Source organism: Bradyrhizobium sp. CSA112 (genome assembly GCF_029051645.1).
In the GTDB taxonomy this organism is placed as follows: domain Bacteria; phylum Pseudomonadota; class Alphaproteobacteria; order Rhizobiales; family Xanthobacteraceae; genus Bradyrhizobium.
The window spans coordinates 119158-144319 of the sequence record NZ_JAACFS010000001.1; the positions used below are offsets into that span (position 1 = coordinate 119158).

Consider the following 25162-nt stretch of genomic DNA (forward strand, 5'->3'; position numbering starts at 1 on the left):
CTGGAGCTTACTTGGGCCGTCTTTGTACGCAGATGGCGGGATACATCCAGAACGCGGAGACGCCCCCGAGACCGCGTAGACCGCCCCGGCTTCGAGCCGCCGCTATGAGAAACAGGATTCTGCTCAACCAAAAGCGGCTATGTGTCGATTTCGTTCATGAAGATGAATGGGAACTCGATGGGACGGTTCGCATCTTAACGCACATGCAACCCTTGCGCGCCGGATTTGCCGAGCGCACACTTGCCACCTCAAGCAGAACTTACGGAGGATGCAGACCATGCCACGGGTCAAGCAAGCTTCGAAGCAGAAACGCACAACCAAAGCCGCCGCCGTGACGGTGCTGGGTGCCACCGGACTGGGTTTTTCGCTGCTGGATAGCGCATCAGCATCCACGATGCCCGCTGCTGATATCGCGCAATCTGACAATACCTCGCCCAATCAGCGTTTCGTTCTTAGCGAAGAGGAAATGGCCGACGTCAGTCTCGCCACGTTCCATCTCCTCGATAAGGAAAACGTTGGCAGCGGCGTGCAGCTAGCCGCCCGCGGTGGCTGCCGTGGCTGCGCGGCCCGTGGCTGCCGTGGCTGCGCGGCCCGTGGCTGCCGTGGCTGCGCAGTCCGTGGCTGCCGTGGCTGCGCGGTCCGTGGCTGCGCGGTCGGTTGCGCGGCCGGCAGCTGTTGCGCATCTTGGGGATATTGCCGCGTGTGCTAAGTCCCACGACCTAACGGCCCGACGCTGAGAAAATTGCATCCAACGAGCTCAATAGCCGATTTTCCCAAGGTCGCCTTCGGGTCAAAACGCGAAGTCCGGGCGGCCTTGCTCCACGTCCGCTCTAACCCAAGCAAGCAGACGTCGACGGGGGCGCTGCCTGCGTCACATTGTCGTCGCTCCCCTCGTCCTTGCCAAACAGCACCTGCCACCACCATCCGACCAGCGCAGCGTGCGTGCGGACCTCTATGCTGCCAGAAATGGTATCTCGACCGCCAGTGTATAGCCGTTGACCATCAGCAGACCACCCGCGGCACCGACGATGCCGCCGACGATCGCAAGCCAGGGCAGCGTCGCGACGATCGAGACCGAGATCAGCACGATGGCGATCTGCAGAAGCGCTTCGGCATAGTCGAAGTAGGGATCCTGCTTCAGCGCATGGTCGCGCCTGCTCTCGTAGTCCTTGGCCCGCGCCATCAATTCCTTCTTGCCCTCCTGCGTCTCGGGCTCGGACTCGTAGCGTGCCGCCGTCTTGCGATAGGCCTCCGCTTTTGCCTTCAGGGCGGTCCTGGCCTCGGCGTTGAGGCTTCCGTCCTGCAGGAACGCCAGTTCGATCGCGTCGGCCGCGAGGTTGTAGTCGGTCTGGCGGATGTTCTTGGCCTGGTAGAAGGCATAGTGGTTCGCGGCATAGATGTTGTTGTTGGTCGCCTCCTTGCCGGCGTTGGCGCCGCCAAGCCCGGTGATGGCCAGCAGCATCGCCAGAATGGCGATGCTGACCGCCGCTCGCTGCTTGAAGCGGTCGTTCGCCTTCTCCTGATCCATCATGTCGGCGGCGTCTTCGGCTTTCATCGATCGGCTCCTCCTCGCTCCTAAAGGGCAGGCACCATAAACAACGGCGTTATGTCACCATCGCGACGCACGAGCATATTGATTTGTTCCGCAGAATGCTGCAGGCGCGATCGGTCATACGAAGGGATCGGCAATTCCCATGCAGCGATCAGGGTTTACGCAAACGTTCGGATGCTTGAGTTCAAGCGTCCGAGGAACGGCGCGCCTTTACGGGAGAGAAGTCGGCCAATATGAGGTCGAAACAGGCCAGCCACAAGGCCAATACAAACGGTCCGCTCCGGGTCCGAAAGCGGACGTCGTTTCAGAAGTTCATAGGCTTAAGAATGACCTGCCTCACTAGTACCGCTGCACAGAGATTGTGACAGGTCTGCGCGGTTGCCTTTTGATGAATTCCCTCGCGCTCGAGCGTTAACACCATCGTTCACTACCTGAAGATCCCGGTGAAGCTGGCGAGTTGAGGCGCCGGCGCGGCAGCCGGACTGAAACTCCCGCGGCACCTTGGCCGTACTTGTGCGCTGGGAGGATCAAATCATGAATGCGAGCCTCGAAGCCGGGCAACGGGGAGGCCTGTCCTGGACCGGCCAAGCGAGGAAAGGAATCGCCGGGCAGACGGCGGCGCGCACGCGCATCGATTCCGTCGACCTCGTGCGCGGCCTCGTGATGGTATTGATGGCCCTCGACCATGTGCGCGATTTCTTCGCCCCGGGTGGATTCAACCCGCGCGACGTGACCGATCCCGCGCTGTTCATGACGCGCTGGATCACGCATTTCTGTGCACCCGCCTTCGTCTTTCTCGCAGGTGTGTCGGCATTCCTCTACGGTGAGCGTGGCCGTAGCACGCGGCAGCTCAGCCGCTTCCTGCTCACGCGCGGGATTTGGCTCGTACTGATCGAGCTCACGCTCGTCCGCCTTGCATGGACCTTCAGCTTCGATCTCGGCTACTTCTTCAGCCAGGTCATCTTCGCTATCGGCGCGTCGATGATTGCGCTCTCAGTACTGGTCTTTCTACCGCGCAGTGCTGTCGCGACCATCGCGCTCGTCTTGATCGCCTGGCACAATCTACTCGATCCCATCAAGGCAGAGGCCTTTGGCCCGGCCGCGGCAATCTGGAATTTCCTGCATGAGCCGGCCTTGCTGCAGTTCGGCGCCACCGTGAAGTGGTTCGCGGTCTACCCGTTGATCCCGTGGATCGGCGTGATGGCGGCGGGCTACGCGTTCGGTCCGGTCTTCACGCTCGATCATGCGAAGCGGACGCGCCGGCTCGTTGGATGGGGCACCGTCGCTGTGGTCGGTTTCATCCCGCTGCGGGCGAGCAACGTCTACGGCGACCCCGCGCCCTGGAGTGTTCAAGCCGGTGCAATTGCGACGTTGCTGTCCTTCATCAACTGCGAAAAATATCCGCCATCGCTGCTGTATCTGGCCATGACGATGGGGCCGACATTGCTGCTGCTTGCTGCGGTTGAGAACGCGCGCGGCCGCTTCGCGGCGTGGGTCACCACCTTCGGCCGCGTTCCATTCTTCTATTATGTGATTCATGTTTTTGTCATCCACGCGCTCGCCGTGATCTTCGCGTGGGTGAGCGGTGCGGAGACCGGCTGGCTGTTTGGTCCATTCCCTGCCGACAAGCCGAACGGATACGGCGTCGGCCTCCTGGGCGTCCTTTCCGTCTGGCTTGCGGTTGTGGCGGCGCTCTATCCGCTTTGTAACTGGTTTGCCGGCATCAAAAAACGTCGCAGCGACTGGTGGCTATCCTACCTCTAGTACCGCTGCACGGTGATTATGACTCATTGGTCGAGGCGTTTGGCCCGCCTGCCAAGGCGGTAGGTGCGGCCATTTGGGCACGAGCTTTCGCGGTTGTGAGCATCCATCTGATGCGGGCGCGTGATGCGTTGCGCTGTCGCTCGCAAGCAGCGATCTCGGATACGAGTTGTTGCCGGTTGGCGATGCGCCTGTCCAGACACTGGCTGCGCAGCACGCCAATCTCGATCTCCACGATATCTTCTGGTCACTGCAACCAAATGATCAATAACCTCTGTATATCCTTGAGGCCAGCCAGCACCCTGTTGACGTCCTGGCAATTACACCGGGCCGCAGCTTCGCGTCAGTACCGGACATCCCGCCCAGTAGCGCCAGACAACCGCTCGCCATCCATTTCGGGCGATCAATTCGCTGGGGGGAATGACCGCTTTGGTTCAAAGTCGGAAGTTGGCTCGCTTGAACGGCATGTCCGCTCTGCCCCTAACAGCGGACCTCATCAGACCGACCCGGGTGGTCCGGTTCGTGCCAATAAGCGACGTAGTAGGTTTATGCGAAAGATCGTCTGACAATCGGCCGTCGAACTGTTAGGTGCGCGAACGGAACGTCAGATGCACACTTCCACCATATTTCAGCATTTAACGCCTGTATCCACGAGCGAATCGAACCCTTGAGCACCAACAAGCTGCGTGGCATTGTGACCCTCAAGGTCCAGGCCGGAGCAACATGACGATTCCCTGCCGCGTCCTAATGATCTATCCGAAGTTCGTCCCGGACTCGTTCTGGAACTATACGGAAGCTTGCGAACTGGTCGGCGCGAAGTATCCGGCGGCGCCACTCGGCCTGATCACCGTCGCTGCCATGCTGCCGAAGCATTGGGACATCCGTCTCGTCAACCGTAACACCGAGCCTTTGACGGACGCGGACCTCGACTGGGCCGATCTCGTGATGATCGGCGGCATGCTCAACCAGCAGCCTGATTTCATCTACCTGATCGATCTCGCCCACCTGCACGGCAAGCCAGTATGCGTCGGTGGACCTGACGTGTCCTCCAGCCCGCATCTTTACGCGGACGCGGACTTCCAGGTGATCGGCGAGGCCGAGCAAATCATCGAGCAATTCATCGCCGCCTGGGAAAGCGGCGAGCGCAAGGGCGTGTTCATCGCCGAGAAATTCAAGATCGACGTCACGCTAAGCCCGATGCCCCGCTACGATCTGATCAAGTTCGATCACTATCTCTTCATCGGCGTGCAATATTCGCGTGGCTGCCCGTTCACCTGCGAGTTCTGCGATATTATCGAGCTGTATGGTCGCGTGCCGCGCACCAAGACCAACGATCAGATTCTCGCCGAGCTGCAAGCACTCTACGATCACGGTTATCGCGGGCATGTCGATTTTGTCGACGACAATTTCATCGGCAACAAGAAAAACCTTCGCACGCTACTACCGCGGCTCAAGGCCTGGCTGGAAGAGCGCGACTATCCGTTCGAGTTCTCGACCGAAGCCTCGATCAATATCGCGGACGATAGCGAGCTGTTGCAGGCAATGAAGGACGCGAACTTCTTCGGGATTTTCGTCGGCATCGAGAGCCCGGATCCAGAGACGCTCGTGCAGATGAAGAAGAAGCAGAACACCAGGCGCAACATCGCCGAGTGCATTCATAAGATCTATGGCTACGGCATGTTCGTCACCGCGGGTTTCATCGTCGGGTTCGATACCGAGAAAGTCTCGATGGGGCAGGCGATGATCGACTTCATCGAGGAGGCGAACGTTCCAGTCTGCATGGTTGGACTGCTCTATGCGCTGCCTGGTACACAGCTGACGCGGCGGCTAGCCAAGGAAGGTCGCCTGCACAACGGCCATGACCTCATGAAGGTCGAGCAGGCGGGCGACCAATGCACGCTCGGCTGCAATTTCGACACCAAGCGTCCGCTTCGTGACATCCTTGCGGATTACAAGGCCGTGCTCGGTCACGTGTTCAGCCCGACGGCATATGCAGGACGGCTGTCGCGGCTTGCCGTCATGCTCGACCGGTCCGACCGGCGCCGCGACCTGCCGGATGGCGACATGCGCAAGAGGCTTGGCGGCATCGACAGCGTGCACAAGATCATGCGCGCCCTGCCGGAGGTTTGCGAGCCGTTCTGGAAGACCTTCGTCGAGGTCGCCAAGACCAATCCACGCGCGCTGCGTTACATTGTGATGCTGATGGCGCTGTACCTGCACCTCGGGCCGTTCTCGAAGCGCGTGATCAGTGAGATTGACCGCCGGATTGCCGAGCTGGACGGTATGCCTCCGGTGAGGGCCACGGGGGTTAAGCAGACGCTACCGCCAGCGACGGTGTAGCCACAGCCACTGATCGGGATATTCGCGGATCCAGCCCTCGATCGCCGACGTGACCGCCTGCATCGTTCCCTGAATGTCGATTTGCCCGGCGGCGTCGCGGTATGCCCCGGTGAACGGACATTCTCAGGATAGGCGAGCATAGTTGTCCTTAGAACTGGATGGGCTGGGGCAAAAGTCCCGATAGTTGCAAAATGAACACTATCAAAACAACCGGCCACAATAACCCGGTGGCTAGGTGGTATGATCCGATGATCGCTAGATCAGCCAAACTGTGCGGACGATCAAAGCCTCCACCTTGGTAAGCACTCAGAAGCAAAAGCAATTCGCATATCAGAAGACCCACGAGGTAGGCTGCAAGGATGACCTTCCATCGACGCCTTGGAATGAATGCAGGTGGCTGTGTCATCATCCAGATCACTATAGCAACAGGACACTCCTAACAGGAAGTGGCCGTCCGACCAGATGTCTGCTTGGGGTCAAAGTCGGAAGTTGGCTCGCTTGAACGGCATGTCCGTTCTACCCCTAACAGCGGACCTCATCAGACCGACCCGGGTGGTCCGGTTCGTGCCAAAAGCCGACTTCATCGACTTTCCCCGGCAGATCTAAGGCAGCATCGCCCCGTCCGGCCAAACTAGGGCAGCTATAATGTGAAACGCGGATCGGCTGAGAGCGCCGATCGGGCGACGTAGTCGAGTTCGCCCCGTGCAATCCCGATATCCATCAACTCTCTGTCGCTCAGATCGTCCAGCGCAGCACGCAGCCTCTCGCGTTTGCGCCACTCACGAAATGCATTCCAATACGCCTCGAGGGGACTGTAAGGCTGCCGCCTCGCCGTCGCTAGTCCAAACTCACTGTTTCCGTGGATGGTGCTCATTGGAGTGTCCAGGTTGCTCTATTTCTGCCAAGCGAGATTGCCGGAAAATCCCCTGGCGCGTTTAACAGTTGGCTTACATTTCCCTTACCGACAGCTTATTCTTGGGGTTTCAGAGGTGGCCGCGAGAGGGAATGCAGCTTGCGTTTTCTTTTTGAGGATTACGCATTGGATACTGACAGGCGCGAACTGCAGCGCGCAAGGGAAGAGGTCGTTGTCACACCCCAAGTATTCGACCTGATTGAATACCTGATCCGGAACAGGGAGCGCGTCGTCAGCAAAGACGAACTCGTCAGCGCCGTTTGGAAGGGTCGCATCGTCTCGGATGCCGCGCTAACGACTCGCCTGAACGCCGCCCGGAGCGCAATCGGCGACACGGGCGAGAAACAGCACTTGATCAAAACATTGCCGCGCAAAGGTTTCCGCTTCGTTGGCGCAGTGAAGGAAGACCGGAGGCCCGCAAATGAGACGATTGGCCTAATTGAGCGAACCGGCGAAGCGCCGCCGCGCCTGTCCATCGTCGTGCTACCCTTCGCGAACCTGAGCGGTGATCGTGAGCAGGACTATTTCGCGGACGGTATAACCGAGAGTCTGACCACGGACCTGTCGCGCATCGGTGGTTCATTTGTAATGGCACAGAACAGCGCCGTCTCATACAAGGGCAGAGCTGTCGATGTGCGCCAAGTCGGCCGCGAATTGAATGTTCGCTACGTGCTCGAAGGCTCAGTGCAACGCAGCGGCAAGCGACTTCGGATGAATGTTCAGCTGATCGATGCCAGGAGCGGCCAGCATCTTTGGGCCGAGCGCTTCGAGAAGCCTGTCGTCGACCTGTTCGATATGCAGGACGAAATCGTGTCGAGGCTCGCCGGTACATTAGGTGCCCAACTCATCGAGGCTGAGGCGCGACGAGCCGAGCGTACGCTGCACCCCGATGCAATGGACTTGTGCTTCCAGGGCCGGGCCTGGTTGATGAAGGGGATTAGCCTTGAATGCGTGACGCAAGCGCGGGGCTTCTTCGAACGCTCGCTGGAGTTCGATCCCGGCAACGTCGAAGCAATGATTGGTCTGGCAAATGTTGATACGGTAGTTGGAGGTAGCTTTACGACGGATGATGGGCCCGCGCGGCTTGCGGCGGCCGAGGCGATGGTGAACAAGGTATTGTCGATTAGGCCGAACAGTGCCTCAGCCCACATGGCTCGGGGTTGGGTCCAGACCTTTACGAACCGGGCCGCCCAAGGCATCCGTGAGTTCGAACATGCGTTGGCGCTGGCTCCGAATTTGGTCCACGCTCATGCTGCCCTTGGTTTCGCCAAATCCTACATAGGTCGCGCTACCGAGACCGAAGGCCATATACTCGAAGCTTTACGGCTCTCTCCTCGCGACGTTTTCGCCTACCAGTGGGCGTGTTTTGCGGGCGTGGCCAAGCTGCTGCTTGGTTCAGACGTCGAAGCTGTCAGTTGGCTGCGACGAAGCACCGAGGCGAACCGTAACTTTCATCTCGCTCATATATCGCTCGCCGCTGCCTTGGCCTTGACCGGCGCGCTCGATGAGGCGCGAACTGCTGCGACAACGGGACTTGCGCTCAACTCAGGTTTTACCATTCGTCGCTTGCTCGCAGCTCAACAAAGCGACAATCCAATTTACCTTGCCGGGCTGCAGCGCTTGTGTGAAGGCTGGCGCCTCGCTGGCGTGCCGGAAGGGTGATGAGCGCTTCGGGCCGACTTCAGTGCTTTACTGCCCTGCGTCGGCTTTGGGTCAATCGCGTCGGTTTGGCCGGACCATGGCGACTTCCGGTCTACCCCGGTGAACGGACTTTCTCAGGATAGGCGGGCATGTCTCCAAAGTGCCAGCAGCGGACTTCCGGCGGTAGTGATTGGTCACAAACCTCAGACAGCCTGACTGGGTGTCAGGGCTTTGCCAGGGCACGCTGTGCGAATTCCGGCAATGAAAAACGGAGTCTGGCTGAACCTTTGTCGGTTAATATCACTGATGGACGAGCGCCGCCTCCGCGGGCGCGGCTTTATTGGACCGCACGAATAGAAAACGGGACCTAACAAAGATTTCTGCGTCGGCGCCGCCATCTTGGCCGATGAGGATTAGTCCTGCTCCCCCATTTGCTACAGTTAAAATCACCGGCTCGCCCTTCCATGTTTTGATCGGCTCCATTCCGATGATGAGAAATTCACCGATCGGCTGGTCTAAGTATTGAAGCCTCAGTTGCGGAGCGATCTCTGCTGCCGCAAGTCCAAAACCTAGCTGTTGAGCACGGGCATAAATTTGTCCCAGCGATGCAGTCTCGGCCTGAAACCCGAGTTCGGCCGCCGATAACCTAAAAAGTTCCACGTCTGCTTTCGCGGCGGGTAAAGGCCGGTCGAGCAAGAATTTCCCCAGCCGAGTCTCCGACGCCACAACCTGTTGCATTCAACGCGTTACGAAGAGCACGCAAATCTGAAAAATTCCCCACTGCAATCTTCTTCCAAATCGGAACATCCACGGCGGATCTGACTAGAAAATGCGGCATGATAGGCGAGGGATTTTTGTTAAGCCTTAGTTGGTTCTGCAAGACATCTCTCGCCGTGCATTGCGCTCTGGCTTCGCTCGCGAATACGAGGAGGCACGCGCTGCAGAGCATGATGAAGATGGGAGCGCTGCCATTGTGCCATCCTGTCGAACGACGCGGCATTGCGGTACGTCGCTTCGAGGCAAGGTAATCGATCTCACCGCGCGTAATACCAATGTCCATAAGCTCGCTGTCCGTCAGGCGGCATAATTCGGTTTGCAGCCTCCGGCGTTTGCGCCAATCCCCAAATGCCTTCCAATATGCCTCGAGAGGACTATAGACCTGCCGGTTGGTAGTTGCTGGGTGCTGCAACTTGGTGATCTCGTGGATCGTGCTCATTGCGGCGTGTCCTGTCTGGAGTTGTTACCAGATGAAATTGCCGCACAATGCGCCAGCGCGCTTGACATCCGGCTTACATTTTCCTTACCGGCAGCTTATTCTTTGCGTTCAAGCGGCGCTGGAGCCCGGTGATCGAAGGCTGCCTGAGGGATCGACAGTTGCGCTATTTCTTCGAGGAGTACGCATTCGATACTGACCGTCGCGAACTCCATCGCGGGACGGACCTCGTCTCCATCACGCCACAGGTATTCGATTTGCTCGATTACCTGATCCACAATAGGGAGCGCGTCGTCAGCAAAGACGATCTGATCAGCGCGGTTTGGAATGGTCGCATCGTCTCGGATGCCGCCCTGACGACCCGCCTGAATGCCGCTCGGGCCGCTATTGGTGACGGCGGCGACAAGCAGCGCCTCATCAAAACATTGCCGCGCAGAGGCTTCCGCTTCATTGGCGCAGTGCATGAAGGACAGAGGTCCGCCGCTGCGCCGGCTAATTCGCAGAACGACGACCCGGCACAAAGGCCGTTTTCACCGCCTCATCTTTCCATCGTAGTTTTGCCATTCACCAACCTAAGCGGTGATACCGAGCAAGACTATTTCGTCGATGGCGTGACCGAGAGCCTGACCACGGACTTGTCGCGCATCAGGGGCGCGTTCGTTATTGGCCGACATACGGCTTTCACTTACAAAGGTAAGGCCGTCGATCTCAAACAGATCGGCCGAGACCTAAACGTGCGCTACGTGCTTGAGGGCTCGGTACGGCGGGGTCAAAATCGACTTCGCGTCAACGTTCAGCTCGTGGACGCAGAAACACGCACACACCTTTGGACAGATCAGTTCGACAAGCCGGTTACCGATCTGTTCGAAATGCAGGATGAAGTCACCGCAAGAATTGCTACCGCGCTTAACGCCCCGCTTATCGAAGCCGAAGCGCAACGTGGGCAACGCTCGCTGCATCCCGATGCATTAGATTTCTATTTCCAAGGGCAGAATTACTTAAACCAAGGGGTTACACCTAAGTACATCGCACTTGCTCGCCGCTTCTTCGAACAGGCGTTGGCGCTCGATCCGGAGAACATCGCCGCGTTAGTTGGCATCGCAAATGTCGAATTACAAGATGTCACAAATTTCATGGTTGATGACCGGGGTTCGCGCCTCGCTCAGGTCGAAGCGACGCTGATTAAGGTCTTGTCAGTGGCCCCACGTCACGCCTTCGCTCATCTCATACTGGCTGGATTGCAACTATTCACGAACCGCGCAACGCTGGCGGTGAGAGAATGCGAACAAGCACTGGAGCTTGATCGCAATTTGGCCTACGCGCACGCATTCCTCGGATTTGCAAAGGTCTTCATTGGTCGTGGGGCAGAAAGTGAGGCTCACATTCAGCAAGCGCTGCACCTTTCCCCACGCGACATCAACGCCCATCGTTGGATGCACTTGCTTGGCGTCGTGAAGTTGATCCTCGGCGCAGACACTGAAGCGGTTGAATGGCTACGCCGGTCGTTGGAAGCCAATCGAAATTATCCATTCGCGCACTTCCAGTTCGCTGCCGCATTGGCGCTCGCCGGTTCAGTGGAAGAAGCGCGGGCCGCTGCGCTCGCGGGATTTGCGTTGGATCCGGATTTTACGATACGCCGGACGAAAGGGCTCTCCTTAAGCCCTGACCCGACCTTTCGTGCCGGCAGCAAGCGCATCCGCGAGGGAATGCTTATGGCCGGAATACCTGAGGACTAATGTCATCGGCCGACTACTTGCGGTCTTCCACCGGAAACGGACATCGCCAGGATCGGTCGCTGTGTCTCATCGGTGCCACAAGCAGACATCGGTCCCTTGCCTACACCGTGTTCGATAGCGGCTGGAAGGCGACATCACGGATTGCTCGGTAACGGCGAGTCGCTCGTTGGAGGACCTAGCCAGACGCGTCTGAGCCGCCCCGCTGCACCAACTCGAGGGTGATGCCCTCGGGACCCTCGAAAAGCCGTAGCTTTCGGCTGATGTAGTCCATTTCGTCGCTCAGCATGGTTACGCCGTTGGCCACGAGGTGCGCAGTGGCCGCCTCAATGTCGTCGACGCGGAACGCGAGGTGATTGAAGCCCCGTTTTCGCAGATTTGTCGGGTGCGCACCCGGATCGGTCCCCGGAATCGGCTCAAACTCAAGCAGCTGGATCTCGAAAGGATAAGCCGCTCCTTCGAGTGCGAGGGTGATGTGCTGCGCTTTCATGCCCGGCATGCCCATGTACCGGGCGGGAAGGCCACCGTCGATCGTCGCGACGTGATCTTTTCTGAAGCCAAGGAGCGCGAAGAACTCGATCGCCGCGCCGGCGTCTGCCACCGCGATAGTAACATGATCCGGATTGAGTATCATATTGTTACTCCCCACGCGTGCGCTCGGCCGCGCGGCTATACGTCTGCCGGTCTGAGCTGCCATCAACCGGCCCTCCCGCTCTTGCAAGGCTACCAGCTCGCTCCGTCGCACGGTAGGCGGGTTGGCCTGCGGCGAAGTCTGCTTCGGGTCAATCGCGTCATTTTGGCTCTCGGCCGGCTATTTCCGCTCTTCCCCTGTAAGCGGACGCCGTAACGGCCGGTCGTAATGTCTCAAGGTGCGAGGAGGAGACATTCCGATCGGATAATCCCCATTCTGCTCGATCAGGACTTCCCCTTGAATTTAAAGGATCCGAAGAATTTATCTTTCTTTTCCGCCACCACGTCGCGATACGCGTGGGGGTATTCAATCGTTAGTATGTAGAGCGTACCTTTCATCCTGATGTAGCGGAAATGCGCAGTCGTTGCCGAGTTGGCGACTGAGAAGAACAGATTATCGACGTCATCCTTGGTATTGCGGATTTCATCATACACTTTGTTAGCCGGTTTGGATGAGAAAGATTTGGGGATCGCCGCGAGGTCGACAGGCGTCTTTGCAGTTACCGGCAGTTCAACCGCTGTAAACTTGATTCCCTCAGAACTCTTGCCGCCGACGACATGGCTCACTTCGCCCGTGCCCGGGTCGCGAGTCGTGAAATCATTGAAGGGAATTGGCAGGAGGATCGAGAACAAGCCCTTGGTCGAAACAGCCGGATACCATCCCGAGCCATCGTCTACGTTAACGCCGACACGATGCATTTCAAGTTTCGGTTCTGCAGTCGCGGATGTAGAGACTATGAGCGCCAGCCAAAGGACACTCGCGAGCAGCCGCAGAATTGAGATGGGCATGGATGCTCTCCTGACGTTGCAGTCGGCAGGGGATGTCCGTTGTTTGTTGAAAGAAAGGCATGGTGGCGCCGCCGGCAGCTGGCGCGACGCGTCTGTGGTTCTAGTGCAACAACTAGACCTCGCGAATTTAGTCTTGAAAGAGCTTTGGCCGCCGAGCGCGCGCCGTCGCGACAACAGAGTCCGGAATGGGTCAAAACGCGAAATTCCGGAGTGGCCAGCGCATGTCTCTTTTGCCTCAAAAGCAAGACATCTCTCGTTTTATGAGTGTACGTCCTAACGCCCGGTCCCCGCCGGTTTGACGCGGCCCGCTTTGGGCCGTTGCCGCTGCAGCTTTGCGATAAAGCTCTGCAAGACTTCTGACGGCGGTAGCGACGCGCTGTAGGCGAGCCCCACCTCGCGCTTCACGTCGACGTCGATCTCGCGCACGGCGACATCGGAATTGGCGCGCGCCACCCCTTCGGGAACGATGGCAATGCCGACGCCAGCGGCCACCAGCGCGATCGCCCAGTCTTCCGATTCGGCGATCGCCGCGGGCTGGCGTGACGCCGATACGGCGCGGCCGAAGAATTCGCTCTGCTCGCAATGACAGCGATCGATCATGGCGACGCCGGCGAGATCCGTGGTGCGCAGCCGCTCCTTCAGCGTCAGCGGATGCGACGGCGGCAGGGCTGCGACGTAGCGCTCGACCCAGAGCGGAACGAAATGCTCGTCGGCGCGCAGCAGATTTTTGGAGACGATCCGCGCATCCGAAGGCTCATCGACGCCAACGAGACGAAGTGCGATGTCGGCGCTCCCGGTCAGCGGCTTCAGCAGCGCAATGGTTTGCGGCCGGTCGAGCGTGCGCATCAGGCCAAGCGTCAGCGCGTTCCGCGTCGCAGGTTTGCGGAACAGGTTTTTCGCGGCGTCCGCCTCATCGATGATGCGGCGAGCCACGGCGTGGAATTGTTCAGCCGCTTCCGTCGGCGCCACGCCCTTCTTGTGCCGGATGAACAGCGCGGTGCCGAGTTCGGCTTCAAGATTGGTGATCGCCGCCGAGATCGAAGGCTGCGAGATGAAGCAGCGCTTGGCGGCCGCCGTCAGGTTGCGCTCCCTGAACACGGCCGCGAAGTAGCGGAGCTCGCGGATATCCATAGGTGTATCCTATTGGTACTATCAGATATCGATACTTTACCTATGAGTAGCCGAATGGCAAGCAAGACACCTGACCTCTAAGGAGACATCGTCATGCGTGTCCATCATCTCAACACCGGCACCATGTGCCCGATCGGCCGGCGCCTGGTGAACGGCACCGGCAGCATTTTCCAGCGCGCGCGCATGGTGTGTCATTGCCTGCTGATCGAGACCAATGACGGGCTGGTGCTGGTCGATACCGGCATCGGACTGGACGACATTGCCAGCCCGCCGCGGCTCGGCCCCAAATGGGTTCGGCAGACGACGCCGCGGCTCGATCCGGCCGAGACCGCCGTGCGGCAGGTCGAGGCGCTCGGCTACTCCAAGCGCGACGTGCGGCATCTGCTGCTGACGCATCTCGATCGCGATCATGCCGGCGGCATTCCGGATTTTCCGAACGCGAAGGTGCACGTCCATCGCCGCGAGTACGACATGGCGGTGACCGGCCGGACGCCCGCACCGAAGGGCCGCTACATCACCGACCAGTGGAAGCATGGGCCACAATGGGCCTTCTACGACGAAGGCGGCGAAGATTGGTTCGGCTTCAAGGGCGTGCGCGCGCTCGGCGACCGCGAGCCCGACATTCTGATAATCCCGCTGCCGGGCCATACATTAGGTCATTGCGGCATCGCCGTCCGAAGCGGGGACAAATGGCTGCTGCACGCCGGCGATGCCTATTTTTTCCATGGTCAGATGCAGGCTTCGCCGCGGATGCCGCTGGTGCTCGGCATGTTTCAGCGCCGCGGCGATATGGATCGCGCCATGCGGATCGAAAACCAGGAGAGGTTACGAACGCTCAAGGCCAATCACGGCGATGCCGTGACGATCTTCAATAGCCACGACCCCGTGGACTACGAGAATTGCCGCTGCGGCCAACACCAGCGGACGCAAGCGGCGTGAGTGCTGCGAGCGGGGCCCATTCTTTGCATGGGGTTGTTTTCGCGATTTTTTGTCTGGGCCCTGCGGTGTACCGCCGAAGAGCATCTGCGCTGCGTCCGGGACACGAGATCGTTGGCTTTGCGCTAATGAGGAATCGATTCGACTCCAACCCATCCCGCTCGAGGCCGTGATCAGCGCCTGGACCGCGGCGCCGGGGGTGGCGGGGGCGGTGCCGGTTCGGGTTGTTTGGCCGGCGTCGGCTCGGTCTGCAGGGTGCAACGCGACGCCGCGAGCGAGGCCTGTGCCTGCGGCATCAACCCGGGCTCCGGCGCCAAGGCCTTCAGCACGATCAGGCCAGTCGTGGTGGGGGAGTCGATGATCAGCCGGTCGGCGGCGGTGATTTCCTCGTCTTCCGGCAATTCCGAATGCTGCTCTTCCGTCATCAGGTCGAGTTCGATCACCTTGCGGCCGGCCGAGCGGTCGTTGATGGCGTAATAGGCGACCTCGTTACGCGTATAGAACGACACCGACGTGTAGGCCTGGCTGACCGGCACCGTGAGTTTCAGCGGGCCGCCCGTGAGGTCATAGCGGCAGATCGCGACCGCAAAGGCCGGGTCCATGAACGGCATCGGCGCGTTGTTGGGCTCGGCTAGCGGCAGCGCCGTGACCGCATTCTCCGTGGTCATCGGCGTCAGCCGCGAATAGGCGTCCTGGGTGGCAATGCGCGGCAGCGCCAGCACGCTGACGAGGTGCACCACGCCGCCCAGCAGCACGCCTGCGATGATGGTGAACAACAGCCGGATCATGGGCAGTTCACCGTCGATATGGAAGGCATCGGCGCGTCGCGCTGCGTCCGCGTCGCAACGCCAACCGGCGTATCGTAGAGCCGCAGCATCAGCGCGTAGCGCTCGATGCCGCCGGTCGGCAGCCAGTTTCCGGCGCGGGAGCGCGCCGCCACGCGGATCTCGAACGCGCCGTCTGAGCCGCGAACGATTTCCTGGCTGGTGAAGCCGTAGCGTTGCAGCGAATTGGCGACCAGATGCCCCTTGCGGTCGAACAGCGTCAGCGTCCAGAACCGGGCCGCCGGCGTCACACCGCTGACGACCACGTCGCAGCGCCCGTCGAGCGGCTTCTTCTTGTCGTCGGTGGTGGCCGTGAAGGCGATGCCGTCGCCGGTGCCAACAGGCAATTCGCCGCTGCGGGCAATCAAGGCGCGCGAATAGGGATCGACGTCGGCGGTGCCGCTCTTGGGCCGCGCGGTCCAGGCGCCGATCGTCAGCGTGCCGAGATCGGTGCCGCGCGTCGCCGTCATATAGGTCGAGCCGAGCCCGACGGCCGCGGCAAGCGCCAACGCCAGCAAGGTGATGAAGATCAGCCGCACAGGCCAGTGCTCCGAAATCTCACGGCATCAGATTCCGGTTGAACCGGCTTCATCCGAAACCTGAAGCGCTTCTTTTTGTTTGGGCATGCCGGGGCAGACGCCTGGTGTCTGTTCCGAGGAAAGCCGGTTAACACTCTGCCGGATCATGCCTTTTAATTCTTCCGCTGCGCCGGCGGCGCAGCCTGCTCGCCGGCGGCTGCGACATAGTTCTCCGGAAACGCCAGCGCGCCAGACGTGACCGGCTTGGCCGGCGACTTCTGATCGTTTGACGAGGTCTTGCCCGCGGCCTTGCCGGCCTCGTCGAGCAGTCGCTCGACGCGCACCAGAATATCCGCGCCGCGCTTGGTCAATACCGGCGGAGGCCCCGGCTTGGTCTCCAGCACCCGTGCTGCGCTGTTGGCCGCGACGTTGGCGGGCTGGGCGGGCTGCGGCAGTTTCGTGCCCATGCCGATGCCGGGGATTTCCTTCACCTCGACGCCCTGGTGCGCGACGACCATGATGTCGTGCCAGGTTTGCGCGGGCAGCGATCCGCCGGTCATGCGGTTGGTCGGCGAATAGTCGTCATTGCCGTACCAGACCGCGCAGGTGAAGTTGCCGGTGTAACCGACGAACCAGGCGTCACGGTAGGCGTTGGTGGTGCCGGTCTTGCCTGCGGTCGGAATACCGTCGAGCGCGGCGCGGCGGGCGGTGCCTTCGCTGACGACATGGCTCATCATCCATGCCATGTCGGAGGCGACGGAGGCGGGAATTGCCTGCACCGGCTTCTTGCCGTCGCGGTCAAAGCGCCAGACCAGGTCGCCGGCGCCGGTGCGCACTTCCAGCACCGCGTGAGGTTTCACCGACTTGCCCTTATTCGGGAAGGTCGCATAGGCGACCGCGTGTTCGAGCACGGTGACTTCGTCGGAGCCGATCGGCATCGACGGCGTATCGGGCAGCGGCGCCGTGAGGCCGAACTTCCGCGCCACCTCGGTGATCTTGACGCGGCCGGCCTTCGCAGGGTTCGGCGACTTGCCGCCCAGCGCAATCGACAGTTTTACGGGCACAACGTTGATCGAGCGGGTGATCGCCTGCGTCAGCGTGACCGAGCCGGAATAGGAATGGCCATAGTTCTGCGGGCACCAGTTGCCGATGCATACCGGGCCGTCGACCACTTTCGAGTTCGGGGTGTAACCGTTCAGCAGCGCGGTGGTGTAGACATAGGGCTTGAACGACGAACCCGGCTGCCGGTAGGCGTCGGTCGCGCGATTGAACTGGCTCGATCCATAGTCGCGGCCGCCGACCATCGCGCGAATGCCGCCATCGAGATCGGCCACCACAGTGGCGGCCTGCGTCGCGTGATAGTCGCGGCCGAACTGGCGCAACTGGTTTTCGACCGCGTCCTCGGCGGCGCGCTGCACGTTCATGTCGATGGCGGTGCGGACCACGAAGACGCGCTCGACATAGGATTTCGGGAAGGTGTCGACCAGCCTGCGCATCTCTTCAAAGGCGTAGTCGAGGTAATAGTTCGGCGAATTCTCGTCGCGGCGGTCGACGGCCACGGCCGGGTTGCGCCGGGCGCCGAACACCTGGCCTTCGGTCATGAAGTCGGCATCGACGAGATTGTCGAGCACGATGTTGGCGCGGGCACGGGCGGCGGGCAGGTTGATGTGCGGGGCGTATTTGGTCGGCGCCTTGAACAGCCCGGCCAGCATGGCGGATTCCGCCAGATTGACGTCGCGCGCCGACTTGTTGAAGTAGAAATGCGCCGCGCCGTCGACGCCGAAGGTGCCGCCGCCCATATAGGCGCGGTCCAGATAGAGCTTCAGGATCTCGTTCTTGGTGAGCCGCGTCTCCAGCCAGATCGCCAGGAACGCTTCCTTCACCTTGCGCTCGATGGTGCGCTCGTTGCTCAGGAACAGGTTCTTGGCGAGCTGCTGCGTGATCGACGAACCGCCCTGGCGCACGCCGCCGGCCTGCGCGTTGGTCACGAGCGCGCGCGCGGTGCCGGGGATGTCGATGCCGAAATGGTCGTAGAAACGGCGGTCTTCGGTCGCGAGCGTCGCCTTGATCAGGTTGTCCGGAAAATCTTCCAGCGGAATCGAGTCGTTGTGCTTGATGCCGCGGCTGCCGATCGGATTGCCGTAACGGTCGAGAAACGACACCGCCAGATCGGATTTCTTCAGCCAGTCGTCATCGGCGGTTTCGCGAAACGCGGGAACCGCGAGCGCCAGCATCACGATCAGCCCGGCAAGGCCGATGGTGGCGGCTTCCGAGAACGGTTCGATGAAAACCCAGCGCTTCCAGCGGCCGACATAAAAGCGGTCCATGAAGGTGGAATAGCGCTCGTACAGCTCGCGCAGGCCCTTGCCCGACGAAAACAGCGTCGAGTCGATACGCGCGTCCAGATCCAGAAGGAAGATCCGGATCTTCTGCTTCCACTGCGGAGGTAAGATCTGGCGCACCGGGACCCTTGGTCGGTTCGAAACGCTCACACACGCCCGGCCGGGCGCTGTCGAGACGTCATGCGTTAGTGTTGCGGCAAACCCAAGGCGCTTTTAGGAACCCTTGGGGACTCGCCATTGTTCTAGCCGAGCGGAGGCCATAAACCAATGCTCACGCTCACCATTTTGGTGGTCAGCCCTAACGCGGTCCCGGCTTTTTTGCTCCCGTATTCAGCCCGCTTGCACCGGGGTCGCCCTAGCTCCTAGAAGGTTGCAGCCGAACTCGATCTGGAAACCATCCGACTTCATGACCGCGCCGCCCAAGCGAGCTTCCAGCCAGGAGGGATTCTTCTGGAAAACCAAGACGTTGGAGGAAATGTCCAACGCCGAATGGGAAAGCCTGTGCGACGGCTGCGCGCGCTGCTGCCTGGAAAAGCTCGAGGACGAGGATACCGGGAAAATCTACTTCACCCATGTCTCCTGCAAGCTGCTCGATTCCGGCCTGTGCGCTTGCAAAGACTACCCCAACCGTTCCGAGAAAGTTCCGGATTGTGTCCGCCTGACGCCCGAGAACGTCCGCACCCTGAGCTGGCTGCCGCCGAGTTGCGGCTACAAGCTGGTAGCGGAGGGGCGCGATCTCTACTGGTGGCACCCGCTGATTTCGGGTGACCCCAACACCGTGCATGAAGCCGGGGTTTCCGTGCGCGGCAGGGTGCAGGGCACCGAGGACGAGATCGCCGATGAGGATCTCGAAGACCACATCGTGCAATGGCCGGCGCTGTTGCCGAAGCGGGCGCGGCTGAAGAAGCGGCCCTGATCACCTGCGCTTCCGCCGCAGCCACATGCGCCTTTTCATTCGCCCGTCAAAGCGCTAAGGTAGTTGTATATTTAGCGCCGAACATCCTTAAGCTTTGCACTAGATTTCTATTTCCCATCAGTGAGATGTCCCTCAATTTTTGAGGTGTCCCATGAATACTGGTCCTGTTCAGCCGATACCGAAGGACGACGAGAACAGGACGCCCGAGCCGAGCTCCGCGCTGTGCCTTTCCGGCGGAGGGTATCGCGCGATGGTGTTTCACATCGGCGTGCTTTGGCACCTCTATGAAACCGGGCTGCTGCAGAACATCAAACGGATATCGAGCGTGTCGGGCGGCTCCATCACGGCCGGCCACCTCGTGCTGGCCTGGCGCAACCTCAGCGACGCGACCACGCAAGAGAGATTGATCAACTGGGGCTACGCGGTTTGCGATGCCGCGCTGCGCAAGCATTTGGACTCGGAGCTGAAGCCGAAGCCGGTGTTCCCCTATCCTCAATCCGGGGTGTGAGGCAGAGGCGAGGGGGCCGAACGTGGCAAAGCAACGCAAGCAGCGGGCGCCATCGCGGGGCCGCAAGCCAAAGTCGACGGATGACGCCACGCGGGCCGCCCCGGAACCAGAGAGAGCGGTATCCGGCACGACAGCGCCTGCAGATGCAACGCCGGTAGCCGCGCGGCCCGACATCGTGCAGGACGTGCCCGGTGGCGCGAGAACCAAGGCTGACAGGCCGCTGCAATTCTCGATTCCCGCGGAGCTGGTCGAGCACATCCTGTTAGGCCCGATCGACGACCGCCGCGTGTTGCAGGATTCTCCGCTGCTCGGAGACGTCTGGGCCGCTTATGCGCTTGATCCCGGTGTCGTTCAGGACGTGTTGATCACGCCGCACAAAAATACGACCGCCGCAGTGGTCGCCCAAATCATCCCGCGCGGAATAGCCCTGCGCGAGCAGGAGCGCAAAAGCGAAACACCGCCGCCGCCCGAGCGGCCGAAAGTGAGAGCGAAGGTCGCCTATCTGCAGGGGCTTGTGGGTGCAAAGCTGTATTTCGACGAAGTGCTGCGCATTCTCGTGCCCCTGACACAGTGGTGGAGCCAGTCAAAGCTCCAGGAAAGAATATTGAAGATCGACCAGGCCAACCTCCGCAGGTTGCTTGAGCGGGAGCCCGGCCGTCCCGGCAACAATCCGGAGAACTTTACATCACTGGAAAGATACATCGCGCTCGCGGGGTTGATCTATTGGATCGGCAGGCTCGAGCGTCCGACTATCCCCGGCAGCGCTCCACCCCAGCCGGTGGAGCGTTTGCCGCTGCTCAAGGTCGATGAGGCATTCCGGAGATATCAGCCCTATATCGATGAAATCATCAAAGGAATGTTCGACCTTTACGGGGTCATTCAGGCCAATCCCCACGCCCTGGCATCGGATGATCCCGACGACAGCGAGCAAGCCAGAACCGATAGCCTTATCTTTCAGGTCTCGCTGAACCGCGTCGCGTCGGCAGCACTCGATCGATCCATTCCGGCCGTGAAGGCCGACGCTGCGCACTCCCTGTTCAAGGTGAATTGCAAGAACATCGTTTGGGCGGTGCTTGATTCCGGCATCGACGCCCAGCACGCGGCTCTCGCCGACCCAGACAAGCCGGACAGATCGCGCGTCAGGAAGACCTTCGACTTCACGAGAATTCGCGAGATTGTCAGCAATGACGAGAATGACATCGCTCCTGCAGAACTAGAGGAACTCGCGACAGCCGCCGGCATCAGGCCGGCCGACGCGTCCCGCTATCTGAAGGAGATTGCCGAGGACGCCAGAGCAAAACGGCCGATCAATTGGGGCGCCGTTGAAAAGCTGATCACGCTCAAGAACCCGCCGCAACCACCCAGCACGCATGGCACACACGTCGCGGGAATCATCGGTGCCAACGGACGTGCGACCAACCATCCCGACGGCATGTGTCCCGATATCCGCCTCTACGATTTCCGCGTTCTCGGCAAGACCATCGACGATACCGAATTCGCTGTTATCGCCGCGCTGCAATACATTCGCTACGTGAATGAGCGGCATAGTTATATCACCATTCACGGCGCCAACCTCAGCCTCTCCATCCCGCATAACGTCCGCAATTATGCCTGCGGGCGCACGCCGGTGTGCAATGAATGCGAGCGGCTGGTGGAGAGCGGGGTCGTGGTGGTCGCCGCGGCGGGCAATCGCGGCTTCCAGAAATTCGAACTGACGGATGGTGGTGTTTTCGAAGCCTATGCGGCGTTCAGCATCACCGATCCGGGAAATGGCGAGAGCGTCATCACCGTCGGGTCCACGCACGGAAACTGGCCGCATACCTATGGCGTGAGTTTCTTCTCCAGCCGCGGTCCAACCGGCGACGGCCGCCTCAAGCCGGATCTGGTGGCGCCGGGGGAGCGGGTGCAGTCGTGCGTCACCGGCGGCAATCACAAGGAGTGGGGGCCTGAGTCCGGCACCAGCATGGCGGCGCCGCATGTCAGCGGCGCCGCCGCGATGCTGCTGGCGCGCTACGAGGAACTGATCGGCCAGCCGCGCAGGGTCAAACGAATCCTGTGCGAAAGCGCGACCGATCTCGGCCGCGAGCGAAGTTTCCAGGGCCACGGCATGCTGGACATCCTGCGTGCCTTTCAATCCATCTAGAGAGGCAGGAAATGCTCTTCAGTCTGGATGTATTGCGGGCACGCAAGGGCGACTGCCTGATGCTGCACTTCGGACCGGAGCAGGATCCGCATCTGATTCTGATCGATGGCGGCCCGTCCGATGTCTACAAGCCGTTCCTCAAGCCGCGGTTGCAGAAAATCCACCAAGCGCGCGATCTCGACGAACAGGCGGCGCTGCCGGTCGACGTTGTGATGGTGAGCCATGTCGACGACGACCACATCAAGGGAATTCTCGACCTCACCAGAGAGCAGCGCGGCAACAGTCCAGACATGCGGCTCGACGTGACAAGCCTCTGGCACAATAGTTTCGACGATCTGCTCAAGACCAAGCCCGATGAACTGGTGGCAGGGTTCGGCACCGCATCGGTTGCGGCGGCCGCGGAAGGTGAGGCGGGTATCGATTCCGGAAGCGTGCTGGCCAGCTTCGGAAACCAGATGCGCGAGGACGAGATCGAAGACGAGGACATGCATCAAACGGTCGAGGTGCTGTCCAGCATTCCGCAGGGCCGCACGTTGCGTGACGACGCCAAGGCTCTCGGGTGGAAACCTAACCACAAATTCAAGGGCAAGCTTATCCTTGCGGCCAAGGCTGCAAAGCCGGTGACGCTCGGCGACTTGAAGGTGACGGTGATCGGGCCGATGCAGCCGCAACTGCTGGCGTTGCAGAAGCAGCATGACGAATGGCTGCGCGCTCAAAAGGAGAAGAAAAAGAAGTCGCCCGAAGCTGCGCTGGCAGCTTTCGAGGATGAATCCATTCCCAACCTGTCCAGCATCGTCGTCCTTGCCGAACTCGGGGGCAAAAGCATGCTCCTGACGGGCGACGCCCGTGGCGACAGGATTTTGGAAGGAATGGAACTGGCCGGGCTATTGAAAGCGGGCGGCAAAAAGCATGTCGACCTCTTGAAGGTCCCGCACCACGGCAGCGACAACAATATGGAGACCATCTTCTTCAAGCGTGTGCCGGCCGATCATTACGTTTTCTCCGGAGATGGCGAGCATGGCAACCCGGAACGCGCCACGCTGCAAATGCTGCTGGATGCGCGGGGCGCTGACGCCGGCTACACGATTCATCTGACCTATCCGGTTGCGGAGATCGACGCGGGACGGAAGGCGGATTGGGAAAAGGAGCAGGGCAAGGAGAAGGCCCGAAAGAAAAAGAATCCGGCTTCCAAGAAGCCGGTGCGGGAGGACTGGTCTGCCGAGAAACACAGCCTGACCGCATTCTTCAAGAACAACCCGAAGATGGCGAAGAAGCTCTCGATTGTCGAAGGGAGCAAGCCGCATCTGATTGATCTGCTCAAGCCGTTGAAGCTCTAGTCCGGCCGACCGGAGATTTTACGGGGATTGGTTTCCTGGAGCCTCCACCAAGGTGGAGCCGAAGGCCTGGGCTTGCGAGGCGCCAAAAATCGCTCACGGAAACGCGATGAGACCCCCGCGGGATGCACCCATGCGCGCAGGCGTCTGCCGCGAGAGGAAATTGCCCTCTAAGGTGCGTGCGATATGGCGATTCCATCTCGGCGGCCTTGGCCGCGCAGAACAATATTACGCCCGACATGAACAAGCACCAACGGCAGGGCCGCGAGCCTGCCGACCAGACGACATTGCCTGACGATATCGGCGGCGAGCTCTCGCGCATCACGACCGAGGTCATCGATGTCAGCGATGCGCCGCCGATCGCGCCGCCCGCGCCGCTGACCCAGGACGAGGTCCGCACCATCCTGATGAGCCTGCTGCTGACGATGTTCCTGGCGGCACTCGACCAGACCATTGTGGCGACGGCGCTGCCGACCATCGGCCGCCAGTTCAACGACGTCAGCAATCTCTCCTGGGTGATAACCGCCTATCTTTTGGCCTCGACTGCGGTCGCGCCGGTGTTCGGCACGCTGAGCGACATCTACGGCCGCCGCGTCATGATCACCGTTTCGCTTGTCCTGTTCACGGTCGGCTCGATTCTGTGCGCGGTGGCGCCGAACATGCCGGTATTGATCGTCGCGCGCGGCCTGCAGGGGCTTGGCGGCGGCGGCATCATGCCGGTCGTGCAGACCGTGATTTCCGACGTGGTCTCACCGCGCGAGCGCGGCAGGTATCAGGCCTATTTCAGCGGTGTCTGGATGGCGGCAGGCTTGATGGGTCCCGTGCTCGGCGGCGTGTTCGCCGAGCATCTGCACTGGTCGATGATCTTCTGGATCAATGTGCCGCTCGCCGTCGGGGCGATGTTTCTACTGCTGCCCAAGATGGGCAAGATCCCGGTGTTCCACCGCCGGCGCAAGGTCGACTGGTTTGGCGGACTGCTGCTGATGGCCTCCGCCGTCGTGGTCATGCTGGTGCTCACCTGGGGCGGCAACCGTTATGCCTGGCTGTCGCCTGCGATCATGGCGATGATCGGCGCATCGGTGGCGCTGGCGCTCGCCTTCGTCTGGCACGCGCGCAATGCCGAGGAGCCGTTCCTGCCGCTGCCGCTGTTGAGCGGAACGGTCGCGCCCTATGCCATGGTGGCCGGCGGCTGCGCACTGGGCGCGATCACGGGGCTGACCGTGCATCTGCCGCTGTATTACGAGGTTGTCTATCATCTGACCGCGAGCGAAGCGGGGCTTGCGCTGATCCCGCTCGCCGCGATTTCCACCTGCGGTGCGGCGATCGCCGGACGGACGATGGCGCGCGCCAAGCATTACAAGCGCGTGGCGATCGCGGGCACGTCGGCGGCGGCGATCTTCGGTGCGGTGCTGACCGCGACGACGCTGCCGCTGTGGGCATTGCTGATCGTGCTGTCGCTGTTTGCGCTCGGGCTCGGCACGACGTTCCCGGTCAGCGTGGTCTCGCTGCAGAACTCGGTGGCGCGCGCGCAGATCGGCACCGTGACGGGTGCGATGAATTTCTTCCGCTCGCTGATGTCGTCGTTTACGGTCGCCGCTTTCAGCGCGATCCTCTTGATGGCGCTGGGTGCGGGCATCTCGCTCGGCGAACACCGCGGCCCTGCAAACGCGATTCCCGTCGCCGACATGATCACCGCGTTCCGCTACGTGTTCGGCGCCGCCACGGTGCTGCTGGCCTGCGCCGCGCTGTGCATTATCGCAATGGAAGAGCGGCCGCTGGCCGGCCCCTCGACACCGGCGGAGATGGCGGAGTAGGAGTAGTTACCGTCTCCGGCCTCGTCTACTTTGCATGGGGTTGTTTTCGCGATTTGTGGCTGGG

At 60.8% G+C, this 25162-nt stretch carries 20 protein-coding genes and 3 pseudogenes; 11 read left to right on the plus strand and 12 right to left on the minus strand.

Annotated features, from left to right (window positions below; all coding sequences use genetic code 11):
- Positions 1-277: 277 nt before the first annotated feature.
- A complete protein-coding gene (locus GWE18_RS00720) occupies positions 278-709 on the plus strand; it encodes a hypothetical protein (protein ID WP_156439588.1) in 432 nt (143 codons plus the stop codon).
- A gap of 243 nt (positions 710-952) precedes the next feature.
- Here GWE18_RS00720 and GWE18_RS00725 read toward each other — a convergent pair whose 3' ends face one another.
- The gene (locus GWE18_RS00725; protein WP_057902229.1) at positions 953-1555 is read right to left on the minus strand and encodes a DUF4337 domain-containing protein; all 603 of its coding nucleotides are present in this window, start codon (positions 1553-1555) and stop codon (positions 953-955) included.
- 531 nt (positions 1556-2086) lie between these two features.
- Between GWE18_RS00725 and GWE18_RS00730 the strand changes: the two genes are divergently transcribed.
- Positions 2087-3316 (plus strand): heparan-alpha-glucosaminide N-acetyltransferase domain-containing protein, encoded by a 1230-nt coding sequence (locus GWE18_RS00730; protein ID WP_275183907.1) that lies wholly within the window; start codon positions 2087-2089, stop codon positions 3314-3316.
- A gap of 16 nt (positions 3317-3332) precedes the next feature.
- Here the strand turns inward: GWE18_RS00730 and GWE18_RS00735 are convergent.
- Positions 3333-3554, minus strand: a pseudogene (locus tag GWE18_RS00735) (IS630 family transposase); the annotation flags it as partial.
- A 482-nt stretch (positions 3555-4036) separates the two neighbouring features.
- Here GWE18_RS00735 and GWE18_RS00740 point away from each other — a divergent pair.
- The gene (locus tag GWE18_RS00740; protein ID WP_275183908.1) at positions 4037-5653 is read left to right on the plus strand and encodes a B12-binding domain-containing radical SAM protein; all 1617 of its coding nucleotides are present in this window, start codon (positions 4037-4039) and stop codon (positions 5651-5653) included.
- On the opposite strand, the pseudogene GWE18_RS00745 reads toward GWE18_RS00740, so the two are convergent.
- A pseudogene (locus GWE18_RS00745) lies at positions 5633-5752 on the minus strand (lipid A biosynthesis lauroyl acyltransferase); the annotation flags it as partial. The gene GWE18_RS00740 and the pseudogene GWE18_RS00745 sit on opposite strands and share 21 nt — an antisense overlap.
- 541 nt (positions 5753-6293) lie before the next feature.
- Positions 6294-6527, minus strand: a complete 234-nt coding sequence (locus GWE18_RS00750; RefSeq protein ID WP_275183909.1) for a DUF1127 domain-containing protein — start codon at positions 6525-6527, stop codon at positions 6294-6296.
- Positions 6528-6665: 138 nt separating this feature from the next.
- On the opposite strand from GWE18_RS00750, the gene GWE18_RS00755 reads away from it, so the two are divergent.
- Entirely contained in the window at positions 6666-8228 is a 1563-nt protein-coding gene (locus tag GWE18_RS00755; protein ID WP_275183910.1) for a winged helix-turn-helix domain-containing protein, read from the plus strand.
- 279 nt (positions 8229-8507) lie between these two features.
- Here the strand turns inward: GWE18_RS00755 and GWE18_RS42230 are convergent, their stop codons facing one another.
- The gene (locus tag GWE18_RS42230) at positions 8508-8867 is read right to left on the minus strand and encodes a hypothetical protein (protein ID WP_342804212.1); all 360 of its coding nucleotides are present in this window, start codon (positions 8865-8867) and stop codon (positions 8508-8510) included.
- A complete protein-coding gene (locus GWE18_RS42235; protein ID WP_342804213.1) occupies positions 8854-9423 on the minus strand; it encodes a DUF1127 domain-containing protein in 570 nt (189 codons plus the stop codon). The genes GWE18_RS42230 and GWE18_RS42235 overlap by 14 nt, the downstream gene beginning before the upstream one ends.
- A 158-nt stretch (positions 9424-9581) precedes the next feature.
- Between GWE18_RS42235 and GWE18_RS00765 the strand changes: the two genes are divergently transcribed.
- Positions 9582-11156, plus strand: a complete 1575-nt coding sequence (locus tag GWE18_RS00765; protein ID WP_275183911.1) for a winged helix-turn-helix domain-containing protein — start codon at positions 9582-9584, stop codon at positions 11154-11156.
- A gap of 175 nt (positions 11157-11331) precedes the next feature.
- Here the strand turns inward: GWE18_RS00765 and GWE18_RS00770 are convergent, their stop codons facing one another.
- The 3 genes from GWE18_RS00770 to GWE18_RS00780 form a co-directional block, all read right to left on the minus strand.
- Positions 11332-11787 (minus strand): VOC family protein, encoded by a 456-nt coding sequence (locus GWE18_RS00770; RefSeq protein ID WP_275183912.1) that lies wholly within the window; start codon positions 11785-11787, stop codon positions 11332-11334.
- 281 nt (positions 11788-12068) lie between these two features.
- Positions 12069-12632, minus strand: coding sequence for a hypothetical protein (locus GWE18_RS00775; RefSeq protein ID WP_275183913.1), 564 nt, complete (start codon positions 12630-12632; stop codon positions 12069-12071).
- 273 nt (positions 12633-12905) lie between these two features.
- The gene (locus GWE18_RS00780; RefSeq protein WP_275183914.1) at positions 12906-13763 is read right to left on the minus strand and encodes a LysR family transcriptional regulator; all 858 of its coding nucleotides are present in this window, start codon (positions 13761-13763) and stop codon (positions 12906-12908) included.
- Positions 13764-13856: 93 nt separating this feature from the next.
- Here GWE18_RS00780 and GWE18_RS00785 point away from each other — a divergent pair, with 93 nt between their 5' ends.
- Positions 13857-14702: an MBL fold metallo-hydrolase gene (locus tag GWE18_RS00785; RefSeq protein ID WP_275183915.1), complete on the plus strand. Its 846-nt coding sequence runs from the start codon at positions 13857-13859 to the stop codon at positions 14700-14702.
- Between the two features lie 170 nt (positions 14703-14872).
- Here GWE18_RS00785 and GWE18_RS00790 read toward each other — a convergent pair whose 3' ends face one another.
- From GWE18_RS00790 to GWE18_RS00800, 3 genes are all read right to left on the minus strand, one after another.
- Positions 14873-15487, minus strand: coding sequence for a DUF1254 domain-containing protein (locus GWE18_RS00790; protein ID WP_275183916.1), 615 nt, complete (start codon positions 15485-15487; stop codon positions 14873-14875).
- The gene (locus GWE18_RS00795; protein ID WP_275183917.1) at positions 15484-16062 is read right to left on the minus strand and encodes a DUF1214 domain-containing protein; all 579 of its coding nucleotides are present in this window, start codon (positions 16060-16062) and stop codon (positions 15484-15486) included. Before GWE18_RS00795 ends, GWE18_RS00790 begins: the two co-directional genes overlap by 4 nt.
- Positions 16063-16214: 152 nt before the next feature.
- Entirely contained in the window at positions 16215-18503 is a 2289-nt protein-coding gene (locus GWE18_RS00800) for a PBP1A family penicillin-binding protein (RefSeq protein WP_275183918.1), read from the minus strand.
- A gap of 286 nt (positions 18504-18789) precedes the next feature.
- Here GWE18_RS00800 and GWE18_RS00805 point away from each other — a divergent pair, with 286 nt between their 5' ends.
- From GWE18_RS00805 to GWE18_RS00825, 5 genes and pseudogenes are all read left to right on the plus strand, one after another.
- Complete coding sequence (locus GWE18_RS00805; RefSeq protein ID WP_275183919.1) at positions 18790-19299, plus strand: YcgN family cysteine cluster protein; 510 nt, start codon at positions 18790-18792, stop codon at positions 19297-19299.
- A 151-nt stretch (positions 19300-19450) separates the two neighbouring features.
- A pseudogene (locus GWE18_RS00810) lies at positions 19451-19681 on the plus strand (patatin-like phospholipase family protein); the annotation flags it as partial.
- Positions 19682-19829: 148 nt separating this feature from the next.
- A complete protein-coding gene (locus GWE18_RS00815; protein WP_275183920.1) occupies positions 19830-21950 on the plus strand; it encodes a S8 family peptidase in 2121 nt (706 codons plus the stop codon).
- Positions 21951-21961: 11 nt separating this feature from the next.
- Positions 21962-23287: a hypothetical protein gene (locus tag GWE18_RS00820; RefSeq protein WP_275183921.1), complete on the plus strand. Its 1326-nt coding sequence runs from the start codon at positions 21962-21964 to the stop codon at positions 23285-23287.
- A 236-nt stretch (positions 23288-23523) separates the two neighbouring features.
- A complete protein-coding gene (locus GWE18_RS00825; protein ID WP_275183922.1) occupies positions 23524-25098 on the plus strand; it encodes an MDR family MFS transporter in 1575 nt (524 codons plus the stop codon).
- The last annotated feature ends 64 nt before the right edge of the window (positions 25099-25162 follow it).

Coding starts and splice junctions, on each gene's coding strand:
- GWE18_RS00720 (WP_156439588.1), top strand. CDS start 278: ATGCCACGGGTCAAGCAAGCTTCGAAGCAGAAACGCACAACCAAAGCC.
- GWE18_RS00725 (WP_057902229.1), bottom strand. CDS start 1,555: ATGAAAGCCGAAGACGCCGCCGACATGATGGATCAGGAGAAGGCGAAC.
- GWE18_RS00730 (WP_275183907.1), top strand. CDS start 2,087: ATGAATGCGAGCCTCGAAGCCGGGCAACGGGGAGGCCTGTCCTGGACC.
- GWE18_RS00740 (WP_275183908.1), top strand. CDS start 4,037: ATGACGATTCCCTGCCGCGTCCTAATGATCTATCCGAAGTTCGTCCCG.
- GWE18_RS00750 (WP_275183909.1), bottom strand. CDS start 6,527: ATGAGCACCATCCACGGAAACAGTGAGTTTGGACTAGCGACGGCGAGG.
- GWE18_RS42235 (WP_342804213.1), bottom strand. CDS start 9,423: ATGAGCACGATCCACGAGATCACCAAGTTGCAGCACCCAGCAACTACC.
- GWE18_RS00770 (WP_275183912.1), bottom strand. CDS start 11,787: ATGATACTCAATCCGGATCATGTTACTATCGCGGTGGCAGACGCCGGC.
- GWE18_RS00775 (WP_275183913.1), bottom strand. CDS start 12,632: ATGCCCATCTCAATTCTGCGGCTGCTCGCGAGTGTCCTTTGGCTGGCG.
- GWE18_RS00780 (WP_275183914.1), bottom strand. CDS start 13,763: ATGGATATCCGCGAGCTCCGCTACTTCGCGGCCGTGTTCAGGGAGCGC.
- GWE18_RS00785 (WP_275183915.1), top strand. CDS start 13,857: ATGCGTGTCCATCATCTCAACACCGGCACCATGTGCCCGATCGGCCGG.
- GWE18_RS00790 (WP_275183916.1), bottom strand. CDS start 15,487: ATGATCCGGCTGTTGTTCACCATCATCGCAGGCGTGCTGCTGGGCGGC.
- GWE18_RS00805 (WP_275183919.1), top strand. CDS start 18,790: ATGACCGCGCCGCCCAAGCGAGCTTCCAGCCAGGAGGGATTCTTCTGG.
- GWE18_RS00820 (WP_275183921.1), top strand. CDS start 21,962: ATGCTCTTCAGTCTGGATGTATTGCGGGCACGCAAGGGCGACTGCCTG.
- GWE18_RS00825 (WP_275183922.1), top strand. CDS start 23,524: ATGAACAAGCACCAACGGCAGGGCCGCGAGCCTGCCGACCAGACGACA.